Raw genomic sequence first — 24,237 nt, 5'->3', positions numbered from 1 at the left:
ATTACTCACCCGTCCGCCGCTCGACGCCAGAGTAACAAGTTACTCTTCGTTTCCGCTCGACTTGCATGTGTTAGGCCTGCCGCCAGCGTTCAATCTGAGCCATGATCAAACTCTTCAATTAAAATTTTAAAGTTTTACTTTCTTTCGAAAGACTCAATGAATTTACTGTCATTATGTAGACATTAAATCATGAGTAAGATACTCAATCTTCAAATGCCCACACAGTTTATTTGAATACTAATTTTTAAAGAACGTTTATCTCTATCACCGATTGGTGAGAGAACCGCGTTGAAGCCTTTGCTTCTCTGCGTTTCGGGTTGCGCATTTTACGCATTCCCGATTTGAAGTCAACAACTAATTTTAAAAAATTTTTAAAGGTAATTTAAAACGTTGTTTTCTTCGCTAACCCGCGTTGTTACTTCGTTTAAGAAGCCGTCCCGCCGTGTCAGTGGATGCGCATTATAGAGATCCAATTTAACTTGGCAAGGGCTTTTTTGATCTTTTATTTTGATCGTTCACTATTCACACTAAACGGCTTTTTATTAAGCTAATTGCTGGATAATAAGCTGTATTGAAGCGCTAAAACCTTACTTTTAGCGAGTGTTTTTTGAACTATTTAAGCTTAAGCGCTAGCATCTGCTATAAAATGAATCTATTATGTCGCACTTAAGCTTTTATTTTTCTTCATTAATTTAGGTTATTTTATGAAATCAACAAAATTAGGTTCTTTGCTTATTGCATTAATCCTTGCAGCAGTTGGCTTTTTTATTCTTCCTGTTCTTAGTGCCGACAACGCAAGTGCATCACCATTCTTAGCTATCGGTATCCTTATTGGTGCGGTAGTAGTTCTTTTAACATCAGGCGAAGCATCTTCATCGACAGGTGGTAATGCAGTTCAGTCGGACGAGCGCCAAACATTATATGTAGGTAACTTACCTTATCGCGCAAATGAAGCGGTAGTGCGTGAGTTATTTGAGAATCACGGCAGCGTTTATTCAGTACGTTTAGTTAAGGATAAGCAAACTGGCCGACGTCGCGGTTTCGGTTTTGTCACTATGGACCCACAAGGCGCCCAAGATGCGATGGCAAAACTCAATGACAATGAATTTCAAGAGCGTGTACTGAAAGTTCGCGAAGCAAAAGAGAAAACCAGTCCTGAAAATTCGAGTCAGGTTACGGATTAATCACACAGATCTCGTTGAAGCCTTCGCTAAATAGCGCTGCGGTTAACGAAGTATCTGATACTGATTTAGTATAAAGCGCCCGATGGTTGAGAATACCGTCGGGCGTTTTTTTATCGCTGTCTTCTACATTAAGCAGCTCTTGCACTCGTTGAGCAATCGCTTTGCCAGAATCTATTACCGTTAATCCCTGTGGTTTGATCTTATTGAGTTCATTAGCGAGTAAAGGAAAGTGGGTACAACCTAAGATCATGACATCAGCTTGCTGGAAGATTGGATTACAGATTTCAAGCAAACGTCGAGAACTAATATCGCCACCTCGATAAAGCGTTTCAGCCATCGCAACCAATTCGTTACTACCGACATTAATTAATTCACAGTCCGCAGCGAATTCTTGTTTGAGTTCTTCTATATAAGTACGGGTAATAGTGCCTTGTGTTGCAAGAAGGCCAATCACTTTCGATCGGCTTAATTTTGACGCAGGCTTGATCGCTGGCACAACACCAACAATTGGAATATCGAACGCAGCGCGCAATGCCGGAAGCGCAATAGTGCTGGCGGAGTTACAGGCAATAACAATAAGTTGAGGCGGATGATTTTTAACAGCACCTTTCAATAGACTCACAAGACGATTAATCAATGTTGGCTCGTCTAATTCACCATAGGGGTAATAAAGATTATCGAATAAGTAATCGATAGTGACGTTAGGTAGGCATTGTTTGATTTCTCTAACGACGCTGATGCCACCGACGCCAGAGTCAAAGACCAGAATATTACTCATCAAAATATCACGACTGTAAAAGACATTCCGTATTCTCTATCAGTCGTGATTAATTAGCAATAAGGTCTAAGTTGAAGGGGTCTCAGCCTTATTTTGTGCATCAATTAATTGTTGATTGAAGTTGCTAAAGTCTATGGCTGATTTATTTAACATATCGTCTAATGCATTAATCTGCTGCTCTGCCACATCTTGCATCAGTTGCTTCAAGTTATCTTTGTCAAACAGCGACTCACCGCTTTCCATGATACCGTTAAGATCTTTTACGTATGGTGACAAGGTAGCAAACGGCGAGCTTGAAGCACTCGGTGAATAGTGTTCGCGAATTGCCACTTGTTTAACTTCTTTAAAGTCTAATGAATATTGGGCAATTTGGCTGGCATCAAATCCAAGTTCACTGGCTTGCTCGAAAGCTTTCTGGACATCGCCATTGAAGAACTCGTCAGCCAATCCATTAATATCTTCAACCAATGAATTAATCGCCTTTAACTCTTCATCGTCTAACTCGCCGCTAACTTCAATGCTAAATGATTGGCTGCGACTATAGTGTGTCTCTGACGAGTAACCATTTTCATTCGACTGTTGAGATTGCGCTAATGTCGTCGAGCTACCAAAACTAATATTAATATCGTCACCATCGCGCGTCTTAATAGAAATGCTGCCAGTTTCAGTCTCTTGTAATCCTAGTTCTCTTGCTACCACATTCGGCGCTGCTGTCGTTTGCTTGCCAAATACATCAGCTTCAAGATCGTCAATACCCTGAGTAATTAAACCGTAACTGCGATCCATTCCCTCTTTAACATCGTCTGATAACATGTCCATATCGCCGAGCTCTTGGCGTGCTTGCTCAAATCCCATATCAACACCTTCGCGCGCTTGAGCAAACATTTCAGCGAGTTTGTCATCGCTCGCACCGCTTTCTTTTGCACCCATGATCGCTTTGCCGACAAAGTCCATCACGTTCTTCGCTACTTCTTCAAAGTCAAAGCTAATTGGCTCAACATCAATCTTATCTAGGATTGAACCACCTTCAGTTTTAATTGTGACGCTTTCATTCACTGACGAATGAAACTCCAACTTGCCACCGAGCTTGAGCTCTTTATTAAGGGCAGACATCAAAGACTTAGCACCAATCAACAGGCGATTATTATCAGTTGTTAAGAAGTCTTTTTTCTCAAAAGTTTCTTTCGGTGCATCGCTAGATTTTGCTTTTTCAGTGGCGACGTTAGCTTTGTCGTTATTAAGCTTTTGACGATCAGCCTGTGGTAAGGAATTGATTTTCATGATGTCTCCAATATTTGCGATGATGAGAGCCTAGCGTTGTCTGATCTTATCGGCAAATCCTAAAAAAACTTAACTAAAAATGTTCAAATAATAGACTCAAGCGCTGGACAAAATTACAAAAGTCCCTAAACTTCTGCGCCACTGTTTATACCTAGGAAAAAGATCATGTTACCAGGCTTGGTAGATGTTGCTAATTATGATGCGCAACTCAACGATAAGACATCGACACTGCAAACATTAATGCAGCCATTCAACCCACCAGCGGTTGAGCGCTTTGCTTCAGAGCCATCACACTATCGTCTGCGCGCTGAGTTTCGCGTCTGGCATGAGGGAGATGATCTTTACCACATCGTATTTAACTCGCAAACCAAAGAAAAAGTGCGCGTTGACCAATTCCCATCGGCGTCGCGTTTAATTAACGACATGATGCTAGCGTTAATGGAAGAGCTGAAAGACAAGCCAGTACTACGTCAAAAACTCTTTCAAATTGACTACCTATCGACCCTGAGTGGCCAAATTGTAGTATCACTGCTTTATCATCGTCAGTTAGATGATGCTTGGGAAACAGCGGCACGTGAACTAAAAGCTCGTTTAGGCGAACGCTTTGATGTGCAGCTAATTGGTCGCGCTCGCAAACAAAAAATCTGTTTAGATCACGATTACGTCATCGAAAAACTCAATGTTAATGACCAAGAACTTATTTATAAACAGGTAGAAAATAGCTTCACTCAACCCAATGGCGGCATCAATCAAAAGATGTTGGAATGGTCTATCGATATTACCAACGACGCAACTGGCGATTTACTGGAACTGTACTGTGGTAACGGTAACTTTTCACTGGCATTAGCGCAAAACTTCGATCGCGTATTAGCGACAGAGATCGCTAAGCCGTCTGTTGACTCAGCGCAGTACAACATCAGTGAAAACAACATCGACAACGTCACTATTTTACGAATGGCGGCGGAAGAGTTTACAGCGGCAATGAATGGAGAGCGTGAATTTAGACGCTTGAAAGGAATCGATTTAAAAAGCTTTAACTGTAATACGATTTTGGTGGATCCACCACGCGCTGGACTAGATGATGAAACCTTGAAGATGATTCAAGCTTACGACAACATTATCTATATTTCGTGTAACCCTGAAACATTGGCGGACAATCTAAAAACGCTAACTCAAACGCACGATGTGGCCAAGTTAGCGCTCTTTGATCAATTCCCATATACCCATCATATGGAATCTGGTGTTTACTTAACTCGTAAGTAACACCTAACTATAGACTGGGATTAGCGCTTGAATAATCCCAGTTTATGACACATCCAAAAAATCAGCACCATACAGATAATTAGCGGGAAGAAGTTACTGCCGATTTCTGGTTTGATAACGCGAATACACACCGAATAACTCAACGCACCTACGATAAAACTCGCGCCAGTTAACAGAGGAATATCCCCTTCGATGGCATTAGTTTTGTATTCTTGCAGCATACAGTAAAACGCCAATACACAACTGATTAGTGGGAATATAGATAACTCAACTTCGGCTACAGTCAAACCGTTGAGTACCGCATTGGCACTCATACCCGCGACTAATGCGAGGACTAAAATTTTAGCGTCTTGCCTAGAAATCGGTAACATAGATTACATCTCCTTTGGATTTTTTGATAAATAATGCGCGCCACTTGCAATCATATGTAACTTCATTATGACCCGCTCTGCCAATTCTTCTTTAGCATGATTCGACATATCTAGCGCTTCAGCGCCTGCGCTAAACACGACAATAAGCATAGCCTCACTCTGGATGCGTGCGAGATTTTTATCGAGTTCTGACGTTTGCAATAAATAATCTGTCAATTCATCGACAAAATGCCTAATTTCACGATTTACCGCCTGTCTAAAAACCGCGGCGTTACCTGAGCGCTCTTGCAGCAACAAACGAAAAACATTGGGATTCGATTCCACAAACTCCATAAAGGTCTCGGTAGAAATTCGAATTACGCTGCCGCCCTTGTCGATGCGTTGGCGCGCTTTGCGCATCAATTGACGCAGCATTAAGCCGCCTTCATCAACCATGGTTAAACCAAGCTCGTTCATATCTTTAAAATGACGATAAAACGACGTTGGGGCAATGCCTGCTTCACGGGCAACTTCTCGCAAACTCAAATTGGAAAAGCCATGTTCAGCCGATAGCTGATTAAATGCCGCTTCAATCAACGAACGTCTTGTCTTTTCTTTTTGTTGCGCCCTAACGCCCATAATTTTCATTCCAAAGTACTTTGCTAATAAGCGCTAGAGTAATGCAAGGGAGCTCGGTTCACAACAGATATTACAACCACATTCCATTGCAATTAATGACTTAGCGCAAAACGCGCTTTAAAAAGCGAAACAAATGTACGCTGAGTGTTGAAATAACAAATCGAACTGGCGTACACTTGTAAGCTCAACGTACAACTTTTGGATTTCTTATGAAAAAGCCACCACTAATTTGGACTAATATTCTTGTTTTCAGTAGCACGCTATTAGCCGCTGTCATTTTAGTGCCTTGGTATGAATTAACCTATGGTTTTGATGCCTTCGTTATTATTGCTGCGGTTATCAGCTTGTTTTTCTGTGGCATGTCGATCACAGCGGGTTATCATCGCCTCTGGTCACATAAAACCTATCAAGCCCATTGGAGCGTCCGCTTACTATTTGCCATTGGCGGCGCCTTTGCAATGCAAAACTCAGCGTTACATTGGTCTAGCGATCACCGCGTTCACCACAAATTTGTCGATGACAATGACAAAGATCCATACAGCGCAAAGAAAGGCTTTTGGTTTTCTCACATCGGCTGGATGCTGCGCAACTACAATCCAGATACCTACAACGATTACAGCAACTGTCGCGATCTTCAAAAAGACCCAATAGTGATGTGGCAACACAAACACTATTTGATCCTTACTCTAGCCACCAACTTCGGTTTTGCTGCATTAGTTGGTTGGATGAGTGGCCAGATGCTTGCGAGCTTTATCGCCGTTGGCGTAACGCGTTTGGTATTGAGTCATCACTTCACATTCTTTATTAACTCATGGGCTCACATGTGGGGCAGCCAACCTTACACCGACAAAAACACTGCTAAAGACAATGCGCTGTTAGCGATTTTTACCCACGGTGAAGGCTACCACAACTACCACCACATCTTCGAAATGGACTATCGCAATGGCATCAAGTGGTACCACTATGATCCAACTAAATGGTTAATCAAAGGCTTATCTTTAATTGGCTTAGCATCAGGACTGCGTAAAACGCCACAATTAAAAATTGAGCAAGCCAAGCTGGAAATGGTGCTTAAGCGCGCTAACCAGCGTCTTGATTTACGCCACGACGCCGAAGAATTAAAACAGAAAATTCAGGACGAATACGACGAATTAGTGGCCAAACTCAATGCCTTTTATTCTTTGCAAAAACGCTTATTCGACGATAAGAAAAAGCAATTGCTACAAGACTTTGAAAAGCTAGAGCTAACTGCTCAACTTGAAGAGCTGAAAAACGCCGTGGCCCAACAACGACAATCTTGGCTGGCAATGGCTAAAGTAGCTTAGATATGAACTCATAAAATAGCGCTCAATTGAGCGCTATTTGATTCTCTCTTCTATCCCAAAACTCACTCGATAAACTTCATCGCACTGTTTCGCGACAAACTGACCGATAATCCCACTCAAATCGACAAAACGACGTGACTCTTTATCGATGGGGATAATGCCGCAGCTCACATCATTGAGTACAAAAACCACATTACAATCTACTTCAAATAGCTGCTTAAGCTCATCAATAAGCGCTGATTCATCGCGCTGTAAGTTGTTAAAGATCCACATCGATAAACAGTCAATTAAGTATGTTTCTCCAGCCTTGACCACATCCACCAACGAATGTGCAGCTTCGATAGTTAAAAACTCTGCTTGTCGTTCGACAAGATGCCTATCTATACGTTGCTGCATCTCACCATCACTATAACTGTTGTCGTAGGTTGCAACGTAGTGCGGCACACCGTCACTTATCGATAACGCCTTTGCGCTGGTCGCACTACTCTTGCCACTCTTTTGGCCGCCGAAATATAAAGCCTTCATAAATTCACTCTTTTTAACAACTATTTACAACGATGCTCTTCCCACCGCTGGCGTTTTTGATTACTTTAATAGCATATTATGTAAACAGTGAGGTTATACATGAAAATATATGAATTTCCCATCGCCCCAAACGCACGTCGCGTGAGTATTTTCTTAGCAGAAATTGGCTTAGAGGTAGAGCGAGTCAACGTCGATATTCGCGGCGGAGAAAACCTAACCCAAGAGTTTAAAGAAAAAGCCGCCAACGGACTGATCCCCTTTCTTGAACTCGACGATGGTACCTGTATCTGTGAATCTGTCGCTATTTGTCGTTATCTAGAGAGCGTTCACGGCCAACCCGAACCATCGCTATTTGGTGAAACACCACTAGAAATGGCCAACATTGAGATGTGGCACCGCATGGTAGAATTCCAAGTAATGATCCCGCTATTGCAAGCCTTTAGAAACATCAGCGGCATCTATCAAGATCGCGAAAATATCAATCAAGAATGGGGTGAAGAATCTAAGCAACGCTTTATCGATGCCTTATCCACTTTTGAAGTCCAACTTGGTAACAATGCCTTTGTGGCTGGTGATCGTTTTAGCGTTGCCGATATAACACTGTGGTCTTTCCTCAATTTTGCCCGCGTCATTAAATTTAAACTTGACGATCAAACGCCAAATCTAGCGCATTGGTTTGAATCAATGAAAGCCCGCCCTTCAATTATGAGTACTGAGCCATGATCACCCTATACACAGCGCCAACGCCTAACGGCCATAAAATTTCCATCGCCCTAGAAGAAATGGGGCTAGATTACGAAGTTGTGGTGCTTGATTTATCAAGCAACGAACAAAAACAATCGCCATTTGTCGATATTAACCCTAACGGCCGTATTCCTGCGATTGTCGATCATGACAACGACGATTTTGCAGTTTTCGAAACAGGCGCAATCTTAGTTTACTTAGCAGAAAAGACGGGTAAGTTTTACTCGTCAGATCCCAAGAAGCGTTCGCAGCAACTGCAATGGCTAATGTTTCAGATGAGCGGCGTTGGGCCGATGATGGGTCAAGCCAATGTCTTCTATCGCTATTTCCCGAAACAAATTCCAGAGGCAATCGAGCGTTATCAAAACGAAGGTCGCCGTCTGTTTGAAGTTATGAACAACCAGCTGGCCAATAATCAATATTTAGCAGGTGATGAATATTCGATTGCCGATATCTCGACATTCACTTGGGTGCGAATTCACGAATGGAGTGGTGTGGATATTAGTGGCTTAGAACATCTACAACGCTGGCTCGATGAACTATCAGCCCGCCCAGCTTGTATTAAAGGCTTACAGATCCCACCATCACAAGAATTAAGCGACGAAGAGCGCGCCGCTCAAGTCCAGAAAATGCTAACCAAGTAGTTACATAACCGATGGCGCTACTGCGCCATCGCAAATAAGCTCACTTCAAGCTGCTGCGCTAATTCCTTCGCCGCAGACGCATCATCACTAATAAATTCCAAACGTGAATCATTACTCTCGTCAACTTCTTGATAGCTGAGCTCTTTACCGACAATGTTAAACGCGAAAATGCCTTGCGTGGTAATCAAAATCGCCTTTAAACGGCTAATACTCACTTCCTTAAGCACATTGAGTACGCGGTGGAAATCAAACTGTCGATGAGGTGCCATCGCCCAGCCAAAAGAGGTAAAGCCATCGCCTTCATTAGTTAAGCGCACACAATCTTGTGTCGCCAATTGCTCAGCAACGTCGAATGTTTTACTGCGCATACTAATGGCAGGTACTGGCGTTTCTGTCGCTTGATAACAACACGGCGCGTCGAGCACAGTCTTGGCGCGCTGCCAATCAAAAGCGTGAATAAATGATTTCTCGCTTAAGTTATTGCTCGCTAGATAGCGTTGTAAATTGGCTTCTTCGACACCAGTGTAGAGATCTGTCTTGCTAGCAATGACAATATCAGCGACTTGCATTTGCTCCTGATAGCTAGGATTGTCCAACCAATTAGAGTCAAGGGCGCGGCGAGCATCCACCAGCGTGACCGTCGCTCGAACGTCTATAACTTTGCGATAATGTGGCGCTTGTAGCGTCGCCAAAACTTCAGCTGGATGGCCAAGGCCAGTTGGTTCTATAATCAGGCGATGAGGCTTTGCTCTAGCAATAAGTCGATTGAGAGTAATTTGCATACTCAAACCGGCGGTACAACACATACAGCCGCCTGGCACTTCGGCGATAAAGACATCTTGCTGCTTGGCGTCATTTAATAAGCCGCCATCAATCCCTACTTCGCCAAATTCGTTAACCAGAATCGCCCAGCGCTCCCCCTCGGGCTTAGTGCGCAGTAGTTTCTCGATGAAGGTCGTTTTACCGACACCCAAGGCCCCCGTGATAACATTGGTCGGAACTTGAGAAATTACATCACTACTCATTGTTCAAATCCGCCTGATAAGCTAAATCATATTGTTTTTTCATAGACTTTCGCATTTTTAAACTCAATAAATGCGCTGTAATCACTAAACAAGAGCCCATTACCGTAAGCAGCGTTTCACCAATGCCATGTACCATTCGAGACGAAGACAACAAAACGACACCTGCTATGGCTAACGCTAATAACCAATAATTTCTCGAGGCAAGCCATACTTGCGGCAAGCTAAGAATTAACATTGCAAAAACAGGCAACAACAACATCGTATGAACCCATTCTTCGCTTAACGCAGTGACCAGAACATTACCACCGAGCACTATGGCTAAAAATGGCATCACCAAACAATGTGCAATGCACAAGCCAGAAAAAAATATACCTAGCTTATCTTTTAGAGCCTGCTGTCCAACCATCACTTGTTCCATAAATTTAAAACCCCGTTGTGGCACTGGCCACCTGTTGAATGATTAATTGTAATATTATAACATCCAATTGCGAATGATACATTATAACATTACCATTTTTTAAATAGGAGTCTCAGTGAAAACTTCCGCCAAATTTAATCCCACTAAATTGAGTGCCATTATTGGCCTGCTTTTTAGTGCAAACGCCATGGCCCAAGACGTTTCAGGTGTTATCACCGATAAAACAGGTAAACAAATCGAAGGCGCAACCATACGTATCCTCGACACCAAACAAACCTTGGTAACAGGTAAAGACGGAAAGTTTGAGTTTTCTAATGCGCCAGACAAAGAGCTAGAATTGCATATTACCGCGCCGGGATATGCTCATCTCAATCATCATGTAACGTTAAATAACAGCAAAAATGTAACAATTTCTCTCGCGCGTTCAGCGATTGAAGTGATTGATGTTACCGCCACGCCATTTCATGCCTCAGTCATGGAAGCTGCGATTCCTGTGTCTGTATTATCTGGCGAGCAACTACGCAATCAACAAGCTGCCACGCTCGGCGATACGCTAGAAAAACAAGTTGGTGTACACACTAACTTCCACGCAGGTGTTGCCAGTACACCTATTATCCGTGGGCTAAGTGGTCCTCGCGTTATGATCACCCAAAACGGCTTAGATGTAAGCGACGTTTCTCGCGTTGGTCCGGATCACAGCGTAGCGACAGAGGCATCAACAGCAACTCAAATCGAAGTATTACGCGGCCCAGCAACACTATTCTTCGGTAGCGGCGCGATTGGCGGTGTCGTCAATGTCGTAGACGAGCGCGTGCCTACCAATAACACACCGTTTGGCGAGTTCATTCTTGAACACAACTCAGTTAACGATCAAAAACTGGCTGCCTTTAACGTTAAAAATGGCACTGACTCTTTTGCCGTTTACGCCGATGGCTTTTGGCGTGAATCAGAAGACTACAAAATTCCAGACGCCCCTCATCATGATGATCACGACGAACATGAACATAGCAACAAAATTGAAAACAGTGCAGAAGAATCAAGTAGTTTTACGCTAGGTGCCAGTTATTTATTTGATCAAGGCTACATCGGCTTTTCTGCGGGTAAACTAAAACGTGAATACGGCATTCCTGGTCACTCTCACGGTGAAGAAGAAACCCATGAAGATGAACACGATCATGACGAACACGCAGAGGAAGAAGCGGCTCACGGTAATGTCTACGCAGATTTAGAGCAAAATCGTTATCAAATGATTGGCGAATACAATTTCGACAGCGGTTTCTTTAGCTCGGCGAGTTTTAAAGCCTCTTACACTGACTACAAACACGCTGAAATTGAAGCTGGCATGGTCGGTACAACTTTTGCTAATGAAACCAGCGAACTTAAAGTCGATTTACTCCATGCTCCATACAATGGCTGGCGCGGCGGTATTAGCGTTCATGCCAAAGATACCGATATTGAAGCCGTAGGTAGTGAAGCATTCACGCCGCCATCAAATCAAAAAATGATTGCAATTGCTGCTATGGAAGAACGCCATTTCGGTGACTTCTTAGTTCAGCTTGGCGCACGTGCAGAGCGCGTAACGCTAGATGCCAATAACGTGCGCTTGCCACATCTTGACGCTCACGGACATGACGAAGACGGTCACGCAGAAGATGAGCACGAGCATGACCACGGTCATGAGGAAGAATCTGAACTAACGCGCGTTTTTGCAGTAGAACAAACATTCACTCCAGTAACCTTGTCTGCTGGTGTAGTTTGGGATTTCACCGAAGGATATAACCTAGGTTTATCAGTTTCACGCTCACAACGCGCACCTTCAGCATCTGAGCTACTATCATTTGGCCCGCACATCGGCACGCGCAGCTACGAAGTTGGCGCATTATTCGCTTTAGATGACCACAATGAAATTGGCTTAAGCCAACAATCTATTGATTTAGAAACAGCTAACAATATCGACATCAGCTTCCGTAAAACTCACGGCGATGTCGCCATCATAGTCAACGCGTTTTACAACCAAGTCGACAATTACTACTACCAAGCGGCCACAGGGCTATTTGGCAGCGATGGTCACAACCACGGCCACGCTCACGGCGATGAACACGATCACAGCGGCGAGCTTCCTGTTTATATCTTCAAATCACAAGATGCCACCCTTCACGGCTTCGAGACGCAAATCAATTGGAATATCAACGAAGAGTTCTCTTCGCAATTCTTTGCCGATTACGTGCGTGCGCGCCTTAAAGACGGTGGCGATTTACCACGTACACCACCAATGCGCTTTGGTACTAAGTTGAAATACCAACTAGAAAACTTCAGTGCTCATTTAGATGTTGTTCGTTACCAAGAACAAGACAAAGTTGCAACGCTAGAAACAGCAACTGACGGCTACACCCTAGTGGACTTGGGCGTTAGTTATCAGTTACCTCTCGCCGATTACGATATCAGCGTCTATGCCAATGCCAAGAACCTCACCGACGAATATGCCCAAGTGCACAGCTCTTTTGTTAAAGATATAGCACCGCGTCAAGGTCGCAGTTTCGCACTAGGTTTGCGCGCCTATTTTTAGGATCGAATAAAAGAATTTATTAACAAGGAACTATCATGAAAAAAACAATGAAACTAAGCTTAATTGCAACTCTGTGCAGTAGCTTATTGTTAACTGGTTGTGGCGATGCTGAAACCAACATCGTCGAGAAAGAGCCTGAGAAACCTGCAGCTGATGATGATCACGGACACGGCGGTCACGGCGACATTACGATCGATAGCTTAGGTCGCTTAGCGATCAGCTCACCAGATAGCGATAACATTGCCATCTTCGATTTAGACGACAGCGAATTATTAGGCCAATTTGCAACAACCCACAGCGGCAGTCGTATCACTGCATCAGTCGGGTATCGCTACCTTGTTGTTACTAACCGCGACAACGGCCACACCGGATTTATCGATGGTGGCTTATGGCGTGAAGATCATGTAGCGCATTTACATGATTATGAGCAAGCACCAGCAGCAATCGATTTTCATATCGACAGCAGCCGTCCAACGCACGTGGTAAAACACGACGGCGCTATGGCGATTTTCAATGACGGCGCAGAAGACGGTAGCATTGCGGCGTCGGTAAATTTACTGACCGATGAAAACATTACCGCAGCTAAAACAGATAGCGAAGTCATTAGCTTTGATATGAACATGCACGGTGTTGCCGAGCCACGTGGTGATTTCATCTTAACAACGGTACGTCGCGACGATGCAAGCAGTACATCAACGGCGAAAATCTTGCCAGACCAAGTTGCGGTTTATCACAAGCACGGTGACGAATATGAGCAAGACGTTATCTTTGAACTCACTTGTCCTAATCTACACGGTGCAGCGCAATCTAAAGGCTATGTTGCCTTTGGTTGTGGTGACGGCGTGTTCTTAGCCAAAGATGACGGCCATGATTTTGATGTTAGCAAAATCGCTAATCTAGATAACTTTGACACTCGCCGCGTTGGCACCCTATATGGTCACCACGAGCACGACTCGCTAATCGGTGTGGCGTCAGCCCGTGGTACAACACCAATTTTAGTGACTGTTAATGCAGCGGGCGGTGAAATGGAAGCTATTGATTGGCAACCACAAACCGATGCAGCGCCAGTGTCTTACGGTTTCTCAGCCGAAGGTGATGTTTTCGTTATCCTAGATAACCAAGGTTACTTAACGCTACTAGAGCAACACGTACACGACGGTGCAATCGAATGGGAATTTAGCTCTCGCGTTGATTTCACCGAGCAAGATGTATCGACAATGCCTGATGGTCAAAACTTTAGCTTAGTGATTTCACAGCACACGCACCTTGCTTACATTAGCGATCCACTAGCTAAGTCTATCGTTGCGGTTGATTTAGAAGATGGCGATGTAACTACGGCGCTAAGTCTAGACTTCACGCCTGCTAACATCAGCTGGTTGGGAATAAAAGAAGAGCACGCTCACTAAGGTGCTCTGATATTGTCATTGCTCCTAATCGAGGTTAGGAGCAATGCCATGTGTGGCTAAATCGACGATATCCTTCGCATCAACGGGTTTGCTAAAGTAATAACCCTGAATATATTCACACGCCAAATCTTGTAAAAACTGTAGCTGTTCTAGCGTTTCTACCCCTTCTGCAACCACGCGTAAATTCAGGTTATGCGCCATAACAACGATTGTAGAAATTAACTCTTCGTTGCCGATATTGCCGGGAATGCCATCCATAAAGCTGCGATCGATTTTCAAGAAATCCAATGGCATTTTAGTCAGCATACTCAAACTTGAATAACCGGTACCAAAATCATCCATCGACACCGTCGCCCCCATATCGCGAATCGCAGTCAGACAACTGATCATAGTATCGATGCCGTTTAACGCACTGGTTTCTGTAACTTCAATATCCAGCAGATAAGGCTGAAATCCCGTTTCAGCAATACCATTCTTGATTTGGCTAACCAAGGATTCACTAATCAATTGCCGCGCTGAGACATTGACAGAAACACGCATCGAAATACCGTGTTCATCTTGCCATGCTTTGCCTTGGCGCATTGCTTCAACGAGCACCCAATGACCAATTTCTTCAATGAGCCCGAGTTCTTCAGCCAATGGAATGAATAAACTCGGTGGTACATCGCCATTGACGGGATCGCGCCAACGAATTAGCGCCTCAACCGATTCAATGTCGTAAGTTTGTGCATTAACTTTTGGTTGATAGACCAAGCTAAATTCATTGTTTTTCAATGCTTGACGCAAACGCGATTCCATTGCTAATTGACGTTGCGATTGTTCATTCATTTGTGCCGAGAATAAACAAAAGCGATTGCGCCCTTCAGCTTTAGCGCGATACATCGCACTATCAGCGTGTTTAAGCAGCTCTTCGCGAGTGTCGCCATCTTGCGGATAAATGGCACAGCCAACACTGGTAGTCATCATCAGCTCACGACCGACAATAGACAACGGCTTATTCAAACTATCGACGATACGCTGTGCAGAACGATAAACATCTGCTTGTTCTTCGATATCGTTGAGCATCACCACAAGCTCATCACCACCAATACGAGCGATGGTATCGACCTCAGACAAGCAATCGGCAAAACGATCTGCCACTTCGCACAACACCTGATCACCTACCGAATGACCTAACGAATCATTAATGCGTTTAAAGTGATCTAAATCGACAAATAACACCGCCAATTGATTCTTGTGGGCGTTAGCTTGCAATAATGCGGCATCTAAGCGATCGTAAAATAACTGACGATTGGGCAACTTTGTTAGCGGATCGTAATACGCTAAATGTTCGATCATCGTCTCGGAATTTTTACGCTCGGTAATATCGTTAAAAATTCCAGCGTACAAAACGGTTTGTTTAATCGGCTCTTTGATGCGCGTGATGGTTAACCATTCAGGGTAAACCTCGCCGTTTTTACGACGATTCCAAATCTCTCCCTGCCAACGACCATGTTGGCTAATCGTTGCCCACATTTCATCGTAAAAACTCTTATCGTGTTGACCTGAGCTTAATAAACTCGCCGGCTTACCCACCGCTTCCTCTTCGGTATAGCCAGTAAGAATGCTAAAAGCAGGGTTTACCGATTGAATGATCGCATTTTCATCCGCCACCATGATGCCATCATCAGAGGCTTCAATAAGGGCATGAGCCATGTGCAAATTGAATTCTTTTTCTTTAAGTGATGCTTCGCTACTCGCCAGCGCGCTGCGGAGCCGAGAAACATAACTTTGCTCGATGCGATTGAGAATGTCAGAAAATGAAATAATACCGATAAGGGTGCCATCATCATCGTCAACGCCGAGGTGACGGATGTGGCGCTTTTCCATAAATGAGCGAATAGATAACAAACTCATGCCTTTAGGCACGGTAATTAACGGCTTACTAATGGCATCGATAAGCGGTAGTTGCAGTTGGTTAAGCGCCATTAAACGCACCACATCGCGTTCGGTCAGCAAACCAATTGGTTTATCGTCTTCAACAATGACTAATGCATCACATTGATGAATTCCCATATGGCGAATTGCTTCGATAAGAGTGCCGCTAATATCGAAATTAAGTTGGGTATGTTCCGGTAAGACAGTTTGTACCTGAGTCATACTCAAGAAATGCGTTGCATCTTGATGGATCACGATGTCACTTTGTGACAGTACGCCAACAAGTTGCTCTTCGTCGTTCACAACCACAAGATGACGTACATTGTTGCGTTTTAGCTCCAATGTTGCGTCATTTAATGACATTTCAATGCCTATGGTATGGATGCGCGTCGACATAAACTGTGAAATTTCGCAGTCAAAAACGCTTGGCTGATGAATGTTAACCTTTAACGCATCAGCTTCTGTCCAAATACCAATTGGAATATTTTGTTGAGTAATAATGATCGAGCTGCAATGTCGCTGATGCATCAACTTAGTTGCTTCTCGCAATGAAGTTTCTTTGCTGCACGTAACGACTCTGCGCTCTATAACATTATCTAGAGCACTATCATTCATAGTTGACCGACGACCGCCTCACCATCTGTCTATTTTTCACGTAAGTTGAGCGATGCTACCACATCGCAACCGCGCATTTTGACAAAGCCGAAGCATAATTGACTTAAATCAAAAAGGGCTAATTTTTAGTTCTAAATTGTAAGAAAGTCTTATTGATAATAACATTTAAATCGTCAATTTGAATTCGTCTTTAAAACGCCGAGATAGACTGAGTTTTTTGCCGGATAGCAAGGTGATTTCACTATCGCCATTGCCTGTCGGTTCAATAGATTCAATATTACTCATATTGACAGCAGCACTGCGGTGAACGCGACAAAACCCTTGTGCTTCCAATTGCGAAATTAACTTGGTCAATGTTGCTCGCATCGGATAAATACGCCCTTTAATATGCAAGTTGACATAGTTTCCCGATGATTCTAACCATTCGATATCTTTAACGTTTACGATAAATTCTTTGCCGAGCTTTTTAACTAATAGTCGTTCAAGCATTTTCACTTCGGGTTCATCTTCACTGTCAGCGACAGCAGTTGCCTCTCCCTGCAATCTGCTAAAGATAAAATCATACCCTTGAATAAAAACGACAAAGCCTATAAAGCTCCATAAATCTTTGCGATATTCATAAAGCAATTCGAACCAGATATCACCGAAGTCATAATCTTTCCCAACCAGCCAGTAAACGCCCTCTCTCAACGCCACCATAATGGCAACATGTAAAAGCGAAAAAGCGATTGAACCTATGAAAATCATTTTCAAAGTATGAGCCATTCGCCCCCAACCAATCGGCCATCGCTTAAAAGCAACAATGATCAATGGAAATAGTAGTAATGCACTGATAGCACTAGAGAACTCCCATACAAACGGCTCCCACACGCTAAAAGATAAGTCTTTTGAATTTCTAGCGGCTTCCATAATTGTCGAGGTCGCTAAAAGCACACTATTAATGAAAAACAGCAAACAGATAGCCCCAACTTCGTAGGCCGTTTTGAAACGTTGAAAATGTTTTAATTTACTCATGGCATCAGCTTAAATGATTCGACGTGAAATTGAAGAATCTTCAAAAATATTTCATCACACTATATTGCCGCTTATCCCTACTCATTGTAAATACGACACTTTTTATAAATATCTCCAATGTATTTCCGGCAGGATACTCACCACTGAATCCTAGCCGGCGCGACCAATGTCACCATTAAAATCGAAATTTAGAGACACTATCCAACAATTATTTGTACCAGATGTCACCGAATTACCTCCCCGTCGCCACGATCTCGATTGGTTAAGAGTCTTAGCATTCGGCTTACTCATCTTGTTTCACAGCGGCATGTTCTATGTCGAGAACTGGGGCTTCCACGCTAAAAGCCAATATCGCAGCGAAACACTAGAAAGCGTCATGCTACTCATACAGCCATGGCGTATGGCAATACTCTGGGTTATCGCTGGCATCGCCATTAAATTTATCTTGGCTAAGATCACGGCAGCCAGATTTATCTATCAACGTTCTTTACGTATCTTAATTCCACTGCTCTTTGGCATCTTGGTAGTTGTGCCACCGCAACTTTATGTCGAAATGACGCAAAATAACGACTTATCTATGGATTTTTGGACTTTTATGCAGGAGTTCTATAATCCTAACACTCAGGTTTTCGATAAGTATTCATCTGGGATCTGGCCGCATGTCGACGTTAATCACCTTTGGTTTTTACGTTCCCTATGGAAATACTCACTCGTCATTTTATTGCTAGCGCCATTGCTCAATACGACATTGGTAACACGAGCGACCAACTGGTTAATGAACAGACATATTACAGTGATTGTTCTAACATTTTCGCTGCCATTATTTACTTTTAGTCTTACCTTGGAAGGCGATGATACTCGTTACGCCGTCGGATTCACTTGCATGCTTTATGGCTACCTCATTGGCTGGCATGCTAATTTCTGGCATCGTGTTACAGCGCTGCGAATTCCATTACTTATCACTCTTATTGCATGTGCTAGCATCGTTATCACTTTCTACAACATGGTATGGCTTAACCCTGAAGGCAAGCCAGAATGGATCAGCGCTATTGGATTAATGATATACAACATCATGCGCATCACGGGCATCTTTTGCGCCTTTGGTTTTGGCTATCATTATTTAAACAAGCCATCAGCACGTTTAAATTATCTCAATGAAGCCGTGTACCCCTTTTACATGCTCCACCAAACCTTAATTATTGTTATTGGCTACCATTTAACAGCGCACTCTTTAGGGCCAATCGTAGAACCGACACTAGTCATATTTCTAACGACGATTGGCTGTTTCGCCTTATTTGAGTTGATTAAACGTATCGATGTCTTGCGCTTTCTATTCGGACTAAAGATGAAAAAGCGCTACAGAAAATCAATTACCTTTATTGGAAGGTTTATAAGTGCAGTGGCCATGTTGGTTATCGGCTTAGAGATTATTTTCTAACTTTTTACGTAAAGAATGTCGTCTTTTTCAATCTTGCCTCGTCTTAGTTAGGAAGCTAACTAACAGAGACTCCAATGAAAGACTTATCCAATATTGTAAAAGACGTATTCCAAGCACCGACAATAGGTGCGCTGAATAACAAAGATGAACAAGCTCATCCGCCGCGTATCTTGTTGTTATACGGTTCATTACGAAAACGCTCGTTTAGCCGACTCGTCGTTGAAGAATCAGCGCGAATCTTACAAGCCTTGGGGTGTGAAACACGCATTTTTAACCCACAAGAACTACCCATTGCCGATAGTCGGTATGAGAGTCACCCGAAGGTGCAAGAGCTGCGAGAGTTAATGGCGTGGTCAGAGGGGCAAGTCTGGTGCTCTCCAGAAAAGCACGGCAATATGTCGAGCATCATCAAAAACCAACTCGACTGGGTGCCTCTATCAATGGGAGCGATTCGTCCGACGCAGGGAAAAACACTGGCCGTAATGCAAGTAGAAGGTGGCTCGCAATCTTTTAACACCGTTAATCAGTTGCGAATTCTAGGCCGTTGGATGCGTATGCTGACCATTCCCAATCAATCATCAGTTGCTAAAGCGTGGCAAGAATTTGATGATAACGATCGCATGAAACCCTCGGCCTTTTACGATCGCATCGTCGATGTCTGTGAAGAGTTAGTGAAATTTACGCTGCTGACACGTGATAAAAGTGACTATCTTGTCGATCGATACTCTGAGCGAAAAGCGCTGTGTCGCGAGCGCTGCTCTTCTGAAGCCACATGTTGTTAGTGCTAACCAATGGAGAACCTCAATCACAAAAAGCGCTGAAAATTCTCCATTACAAACTCTTTAAAGGCACGTAGACGCATCGGTTGATGTTTATCTTGCGCGTAAACCAAATAGAAAGGCGTCGATTTTACGTGCCACTCATCGAGCAGCGGTAACAACAAACCCTGCTCGATTTCTTGCTGACAATAAAGCTTAGGCACTCGAATAATGCCATTGCCCGCCAGCGCATTCGACACCATGATGCGGCCATTTTTACAGGTGAGATTACCGTCAATCGTCACTTCAACTGCTTGCTGACTATCGTTGTTTATAAAGCTCCAATTACGCAAAGATCCTGTGATACAACGATGATGCGCTAATCCTTTAGGATCGTTAGGGTGACCATGTTCATTTATGTAAGCAGGACTAGCGTAAACTCCCACCTCAATGTCAGTAAGCTTGCGGCCAATTAGCGAAGAGTCCACCAGCTCTCCCATCCGAAATACAAAGTCGAACTCGCCAGAGATCAAATCGACACGGCGACTAGAAAAATCTAAATCCACGCTAATATTCGGATGCTGCGCCATAAACTCACTCACCATAGGCGCGATAATTTCTTCACCAATCTGCCCACCGACAGAGTTGATTTTAATAGTCCCCGCCAGCGCATCGGCGCCTTCTAGCGCTCGGTCAATGGCGTGATAAATACCGTCGAGAGATTTCTTACAACGCTCGAAAAATGCTTCGCCTTGCGGCGTTAAATGCTGCGTTCGCGTGGTGCGTACCAATAAGGTCACGCCTAAATCGCTTTCTAGTTGTGCCAATTGCTTAGAGACATTAGCGCGTGAACAGTTAAGCCGCTCGGCAGCCTTGGTAAAACTACCCGCTTGCGCTAATTCAACAAAGGTTTTGATATCTGACAGGCTCACTTGCTTCAACATCGGCATGATTTAAACGTCCTATTGGAAACTTTTAGTTAACAGTTATGTAAACTATACCCTATATATTAACAATTACGAGATTAATACAATGTTTTCCGACTTATTAATCACCTCAAATCGGAGAACACAATGAACAAAGTCAAACTATTAAGCTTGTCATTAATTACCTCGGCCATGCTAAGCACTGCTCCTGTATTTGCAGACTCGTTTCTAGGCGCTGACTATCACAGCGGTAAAAACAAAGTTAGCTTCATGAGTGAGCAAACACGCATCGCGGGCAATGTATTCCTACCGCCGCATTACGATGCTAAGAAAAGCTATCCAGCGATTGTCGTAATTACACCAGCCAGCGGCATCAAAGAACAAACAGCGGGTATCTACGCTGAAAAATTAGCGAAAAAAGGCTTTATCACCCTGGCCTTCGACCACCGCACTTACGGCGAAAGTGGCGGCTATCCACGCGGTATGGAAAATGCGCCAATGAAAGTCGAAGATATTAAAAACGCCATTAGCTTCATTCGCACCTTCCCTGGTGTAGATGCTAATCGTATTGGTGAACTTGGCGTATGTTCTGGTGCAGGTTACAGCCTACAAACCGCCATGCAAGACACTCGTCTAGATTCTGTAGCAACCGTCAGTGGTTTTGTTGATTTCACCGACTACGGCATGGGCGGCGCAACGCAATACATGGATACGCTAACGGGTAATCCAGTGGAACAATATCGCCAGCAAATTAAAATGGCGAGTGACGCTCGCCAGAAGTACTTTGAAACGGGTGAAGTGGTGCTAGTTGATGGCATTCCATCGATGGAAAAAGCTAAAACCATGAACAAGTTCTGGGAACGTGCCGCTGATTATTACCGCAATCCACAACGCGGTGGTGGTGCACCAAACTACACACCTTTGCGCGCTGCAATGTCATTAGACACGCGTTATGCATTTAATCCATCTGAGCACATGGAGTTACTAGGCGATACACCATTCTTAGCAGTGATTGGTACAGATGCTCTATCTGCATACTTCAGCGAAATAGCAGTAAAGAAAGGATTAGACAAAGGCGGTAATGCACAACTATTTAAGATCAAAGGCGCTAACCACTTCGATCTTTACGATCAAGACAAATACGTAGATCAAGCTGTTAATCGCTTAACCAAGTTCTACAACAAGACATTGAAATAGTCGATAGAACACAGCGATTCCCCTAAGCCGTAACAACTTGTTACGGCCTAACTATGCATCAACTTACGTGTCATTCCTTACTGTTATTCTTTGCCTTAGTCACTTTAATTGATTATGCTAGTTCACTGAAATAGAAAGGGAAATCCACAATGGCAAATTTCAAATCACTATTAATGATCACTTCGCTCATCGCCTTAACACTCTCAGGATGTGAGAGTACTCCTAAGCAACACCGTGAAACCATAGTCACCACGCCAAATAAACTGGAGTTAAACGGCAGACGCTATGCTCATGCCATGGTAAATGATGGCGAAAAGCTCTACGTTATTGGCGGCGCATCGGGTAATAGACTGCTGTCTTCGATTGAGATCATCGATCCAAAAACTAATAAATCCACCAAACTTACGCAGAAAGTCATCGCAAGACGCTATTTCTCGGCGGTATGGGATGGCAAAGAGTCAATCTACATTCTCGGTGGTATTAGCACGCATGGCGACAAGTATCAGCATGAAAAAACGGTAGAGGTATTTAACACGCGAACACATCAAGTGACGCAAGTTAAAAAACTACCGGCACCAACGCGCACAAATACCGCCGTTTATAAAGACGGAAAGATATTCGTATTCGGTGGTAGTTTTCCTCGTGCAGGGACCACTAAATATCAACGTTTAGTTTCTGTATACGACATCGCAAGCAATAAATGGATGCGTGGCCAAGACATGCCAATAGCCAAAGCGAGCGAAGCGTTTGTAAAAGGTGATTACGTCTACCTCGTCGGCGGCTACAACGGTAAACAAAGTCTCAACACATTCGAGCGCTACAACACCAAGCTCAACCGCTGGCAAACACTGCCAAACATGCCTTATCGCATTAGCGCACATTCACTAGCATTATCAGGTGATAAGCTTTACGTCTTTGGTAACTACCTAGATACCACAGCCACTTACAGCTTTGATTTTAAAACTAAACAATGGGCTAAAGCTAACCTGGATTACGTTCCCGCACGTCATACAGCGGCAACTATGATGGATGGTACGATTTACGTATCAGGAGGCACCGCCGATGTAAGGGGTCCTAATCTAGATAATATTCAAGTGTTTAAGTTATAGAATGGCCTGATCTCAGGCTAGAATGCTGCGGTAAAATTACCGCAGCATTGAATGGAGATTAAAGATCGAATTGTGGTGCCGCAGGTTGATCGCCACCGCGAGTCACGTAGTAAATAGATTCATCACTGGCAGTATTTTCAAATGAACGCACCGAACCAATTGGTGTAGTGAAGTTATCTCCTTCGCCTAGCTCAATCGTTTCACCGTCGACAACCAGTTTAATTACTCCTTGGTGAACAAAAATAACTTCTTCTTCAGCACGTTTATGAGCAGGTACACTCGCGCCACTTTGCAATTTCAATCCGCGAACAACAAAACCGTGTTTCCAGCCGAGTTTTGATGCAGTGATTCCCTCTTCTGGGCTATCTCCGCCTACTAAAGACACCTCTTGTACGCCTTCAAATTGCGACAACACAGTGTCTTGACCCCAATCGAAATCACTGGTGCGGATAACAATAGATTCCAAAGCTTCGCTTGAAACAACGCGGTGTTCATCGATTTGAGCTTGTGACGTTACAGGCATTGGCTTTTTACCTTCAGGGACTTCTTCGCCCAAGGTTGTATCTACTAGCGAGCCATCTTCCATTAGAATTAAACCAAACTCTTTTGCCATCTCAAATACTTTCGGCGCCCATAATACGCGGCCAGGATCATCGCCACCTAATACAGCATGTAAATAACCTAAGTTATCTCTATCACCTTCAGTCACACCTTCTAAACACTCAAAGCCACGGAAAACATCCATTGGAATAGAAATGATATCGCCGTGGTCTAGTGTCACGCGTCCATCATCAGCATTAACACCAGATATGAAGTCCCATTTACCCGTGTGAACCACAAAAACTTCTTCGGTTAAATGGCTATGTTGCGAGTTAAGACAGCCAGCTGGTTGACGCGCACCACCGATGTTAAAGCCGTGGGCAATGCTAATATGCACATGTTGGTCAGGGTTTTCAGCAACACCTGGGCCAATAACGGTAAAGTTTTCTTTCTTATCTGAACCCGGACTGCGGGTGTCAATAAATGCATTGGTACATGGTTTTAAATCTTGATATCTAACGGCTCTATTTTCTAATGACATGTGTTTTTTCCTCGTGTGACTCTATTGTGTTTTT

At 43.7% G+C, this 24,237-nt stretch carries 22 protein-coding genes and 1 rRNA gene; 11 read left to right on the top strand and 12 right to left on the bottom strand.

Annotated elements, in window-relative coordinates; translation table 11 throughout:
* Window positions 1–121: ribosomal RNA gene (locus MHM98_RS17965) — 16S ribosomal RNA — on the bottom strand; the annotation flags it as partial.
* A 583-nt stretch (window positions 122–704) separates the two neighbouring features.
* On the opposite strand from MHM98_RS17965, the gene MHM98_RS17960 reads away from it, so the two are divergent.
* Window positions 705–1,184 (top strand): RNA-binding protein, encoded by a 480-nt coding sequence (locus MHM98_RS17960; RefSeq protein ID WP_239440779.1) that lies wholly within the window; start codon window positions 705–707, stop codon window positions 1,182–1,184.
* Here MHM98_RS17960 and murI read toward each other — a convergent pair.
* Together murI and MHM98_RS17950 are read right to left on the bottom strand one after the other, a co-directional pair.
* On the bottom strand, window positions 1,174–1,962 hold the full coding sequence (murI, locus tag MHM98_RS17955; RefSeq protein ID WP_239440778.1) for a glutamate racemase: 789 nt from the start codon (window positions 1,960–1,962) through the stop codon (window positions 1,174–1,176). The two genes, MHM98_RS17960 and murI, sit on opposite strands and share 11 nt — an antisense overlap.
* A gap of 66 nt (window positions 1,963–2,028) precedes the next feature.
* The gene (locus MHM98_RS17950) at window positions 2,029–3,243 is read right to left on the bottom strand and encodes a DUF5610 domain-containing protein (protein WP_239440777.1); all 1,215 of its coding nucleotides are present in this window, start codon (window positions 3,241–3,243) and stop codon (window positions 2,029–2,031) included.
* A 165-nt stretch (window positions 3,244–3,408) separates the two neighbouring features.
* Here MHM98_RS17950 and trmA point away from each other — a divergent pair, with 165 nt between their 5' ends.
* The gene (gene trmA, locus MHM98_RS17945) at window positions 3,409–4,506 is read left to right on the top strand and encodes a tRNA (uridine(54)-C5)-methyltransferase TrmA (RefSeq protein ID WP_239440776.1); all 1,098 of its coding nucleotides are present in this window, start codon (window positions 3,409–3,411) and stop codon (window positions 4,504–4,506) included.
* A gap of 20 nt (window positions 4,507–4,526) precedes the next feature.
* Here the strand turns inward: trmA and MHM98_RS17940 are convergent, their stop codons facing one another.
* Together MHM98_RS17940 and fabR are read right to left on the bottom strand one after the other, a co-directional pair.
* Window positions 4,527–4,877 carry a DUF1422 family protein gene (locus tag MHM98_RS17940; protein ID WP_239440775.1) on the bottom strand — a complete coding sequence of 117 codons (351 nt, stop codon included), beginning with the start codon at window positions 4,875–4,877 and terminating at the stop codon, window positions 4,527–4,529.
* A gap of 3 nt (window positions 4,878–4,880) precedes the next feature.
* Complete coding sequence (fabR, locus tag MHM98_RS17935; RefSeq protein WP_239440782.1) at window positions 4,881–5,495, bottom strand: HTH-type transcriptional repressor FabR; 615 nt, start codon at window positions 5,493–5,495, stop codon at window positions 4,881–4,883.
* 209 nt (window positions 5,496–5,704) lie between these two features.
* Here fabR and MHM98_RS17930 point away from each other — a divergent pair, with 209 nt between their 5' ends.
* Window positions 5,705–6,820, top strand: a complete 1,116-nt coding sequence (locus MHM98_RS17930; protein ID WP_239440774.1) for a fatty acid desaturase — start codon at window positions 5,705–5,707, stop codon at window positions 6,818–6,820.
* Between the two features lie 33 nt (window positions 6,821–6,853).
* On the opposite strand, the gene MHM98_RS17925 is transcribed toward MHM98_RS17930, so the two are convergent.
* Window positions 6,854–7,345 carry a bifunctional adenosylcobinamide kinase/adenosylcobinamide-phosphate guanylyltransferase gene (locus MHM98_RS17925; RefSeq protein ID WP_239440773.1) on the bottom strand — a complete coding sequence of 164 codons (492 nt, stop codon included), beginning with the start codon at window positions 7,343–7,345 and terminating at the stop codon, window positions 6,854–6,856.
* 99 nt (window positions 7,346–7,444) lie between these two features.
* Between MHM98_RS17925 and MHM98_RS17920 the strand changes: the two genes are divergently transcribed.
* Both MHM98_RS17920 and MHM98_RS17915 read left to right on the top strand, forming a co-directional pair.
* The gene (locus tag MHM98_RS17920; RefSeq protein ID WP_239440772.1) at window positions 7,445–8,068 is read left to right on the top strand and encodes a glutathione S-transferase; all 624 of its coding nucleotides are present in this window, start codon (window positions 7,445–7,447) and stop codon (window positions 8,066–8,068) included.
* Window positions 8,065–8,733 carry a glutathione binding-like protein gene (locus MHM98_RS17915; RefSeq protein WP_239440771.1) on the top strand — a complete coding sequence of 223 codons (669 nt, stop codon included), beginning with the start codon at window positions 8,065–8,067 and terminating at the stop codon, window positions 8,731–8,733. The genes MHM98_RS17920 and MHM98_RS17915 overlap by 4 nt, the downstream gene beginning before the upstream one ends.
* 17 nt (window positions 8,734–8,750) lie before the next feature.
* Here the strand turns inward: MHM98_RS17915 and MHM98_RS17910 are convergent, their stop codons facing one another.
* Window positions 8,751–9,758: a GTP-binding protein gene (locus MHM98_RS17910; RefSeq protein WP_239440770.1), complete on the bottom strand. Its 1,008-nt coding sequence runs from the start codon at window positions 9,756–9,758 to the stop codon at window positions 8,751–8,753.
* On the bottom strand, window positions 9,751–10,176 hold the full coding sequence (locus MHM98_RS17905) for a MerC domain-containing protein (RefSeq protein WP_239440769.1): 426 nt from the start codon (window positions 10,174–10,176) through the stop codon (window positions 9,751–9,753). Before MHM98_RS17905 ends, MHM98_RS17910 begins: the two co-directional genes overlap by 8 nt.
* A 187-nt stretch (window positions 10,177–10,363) precedes the next feature.
* Between MHM98_RS17905 and MHM98_RS17900 the strand changes: the two genes are divergently transcribed.
* Together MHM98_RS17900 and MHM98_RS17895 are read left to right on the top strand one after the other, a co-directional pair.
* Window positions 10,364–12,742 (top strand): TonB-dependent receptor, encoded by a 2,379-nt coding sequence (locus tag MHM98_RS17900; protein WP_239440781.1) that lies wholly within the window; start codon window positions 10,364–10,366, stop codon window positions 12,740–12,742.
* 35 nt (window positions 12,743–12,777) lie between these two features.
* Window positions 12,778–14,148, top strand: a complete 1,371-nt coding sequence (locus MHM98_RS17895; RefSeq protein WP_239440768.1) for a 5-methyltetrahydrofolate--homocysteine methyltransferase — start codon at window positions 12,778–12,780, stop codon at window positions 14,146–14,148.
* 24 nt (window positions 14,149–14,172) lie between these two features.
* Here the strand turns inward: MHM98_RS17895 and MHM98_RS17890 are convergent, their stop codons facing one another.
* Both MHM98_RS17890 and MHM98_RS17885 read right to left on the bottom strand, forming a co-directional pair.
* Window positions 14,173–16,680, bottom strand: a complete 2,508-nt coding sequence (locus MHM98_RS17890) for an EAL domain-containing protein (RefSeq protein WP_239440767.1) — start codon at window positions 16,678–16,680, stop codon at window positions 14,173–14,175.
* A 165-nt stretch (window positions 16,681–16,845) separates the two neighbouring features.
* Window positions 16,846–17,694 carry a LytTR family DNA-binding domain-containing protein gene (locus MHM98_RS17885; protein ID WP_239440766.1) on the bottom strand — a complete coding sequence of 283 codons (849 nt, stop codon included), beginning with the start codon at window positions 17,692–17,694 and terminating at the stop codon, window positions 16,846–16,848.
* 166 nt (window positions 17,695–17,860) lie between these two features.
* Between MHM98_RS17885 and MHM98_RS17880 the strand changes: the two genes are divergently transcribed.
* On the top strand, window positions 17,861–19,132 hold the full coding sequence (locus MHM98_RS17880; RefSeq protein ID WP_239440765.1) for an acyltransferase family protein: 1,272 nt from the start codon (window positions 17,861–17,863) through the stop codon (window positions 19,130–19,132).
* Window positions 19,133–19,206: 74 nt separating this feature from the next.
* Complete coding sequence (arsH, locus tag MHM98_RS17875; RefSeq protein ID WP_239440764.1) at window positions 19,207–19,914, top strand: arsenical resistance protein ArsH; 708 nt, start codon at window positions 19,207–19,209, stop codon at window positions 19,912–19,914.
* Between the two features lie 23 nt (window positions 19,915–19,937).
* Here arsH and MHM98_RS17870 read toward each other — a convergent pair whose 3' ends face one another.
* Entirely contained in the window at window positions 19,938–20,840 is a 903-nt protein-coding gene (locus tag MHM98_RS17870) for a LysR family transcriptional regulator (protein WP_343229222.1), read from the bottom strand.
* 123 nt (window positions 20,841–20,963) lie between these two features.
* Here MHM98_RS17870 and MHM98_RS17865 point away from each other — a divergent pair, with 123 nt between their 5' ends.
* Complete coding sequence (locus MHM98_RS17865) at window positions 20,964–22,013, top strand: alpha/beta hydrolase (RefSeq protein WP_239440763.1); 1,050 nt, start codon at window positions 20,964–20,966, stop codon at window positions 22,011–22,013.
* Between the two features lie 149 nt (window positions 22,014–22,162).
* On the top strand, window positions 22,163–23,122 hold the full coding sequence (locus tag MHM98_RS17860; protein ID WP_239440762.1) for a kelch repeat-containing protein: 960 nt from the start codon (window positions 22,163–22,165) through the stop codon (window positions 23,120–23,122).
* 58 nt (window positions 23,123–23,180) lie between these two features.
* Here MHM98_RS17860 and MHM98_RS17855 read toward each other — a convergent pair whose 3' ends face one another.
* The gene (locus tag MHM98_RS17855) at window positions 23,181–24,203 is read right to left on the bottom strand and encodes a cupin domain-containing protein (protein WP_239440761.1); all 1,023 of its coding nucleotides are present in this window, start codon (window positions 24,201–24,203) and stop codon (window positions 23,181–23,183) included.
* Window positions 24,204–24,237 lie beyond the last annotated feature (34 nt).

Source organism: Psychrobium sp. MM17-31 (assembly GCF_022347785.1).
Taxonomy (GTDB): domain Bacteria; phylum Pseudomonadota; class Gammaproteobacteria; order Enterobacterales; family Psychrobiaceae; genus Psychrobium.
Note: the sequence above shows the minus strand (reverse complement) of the source record. Positions and strands in the feature narration are given on the sequence as shown.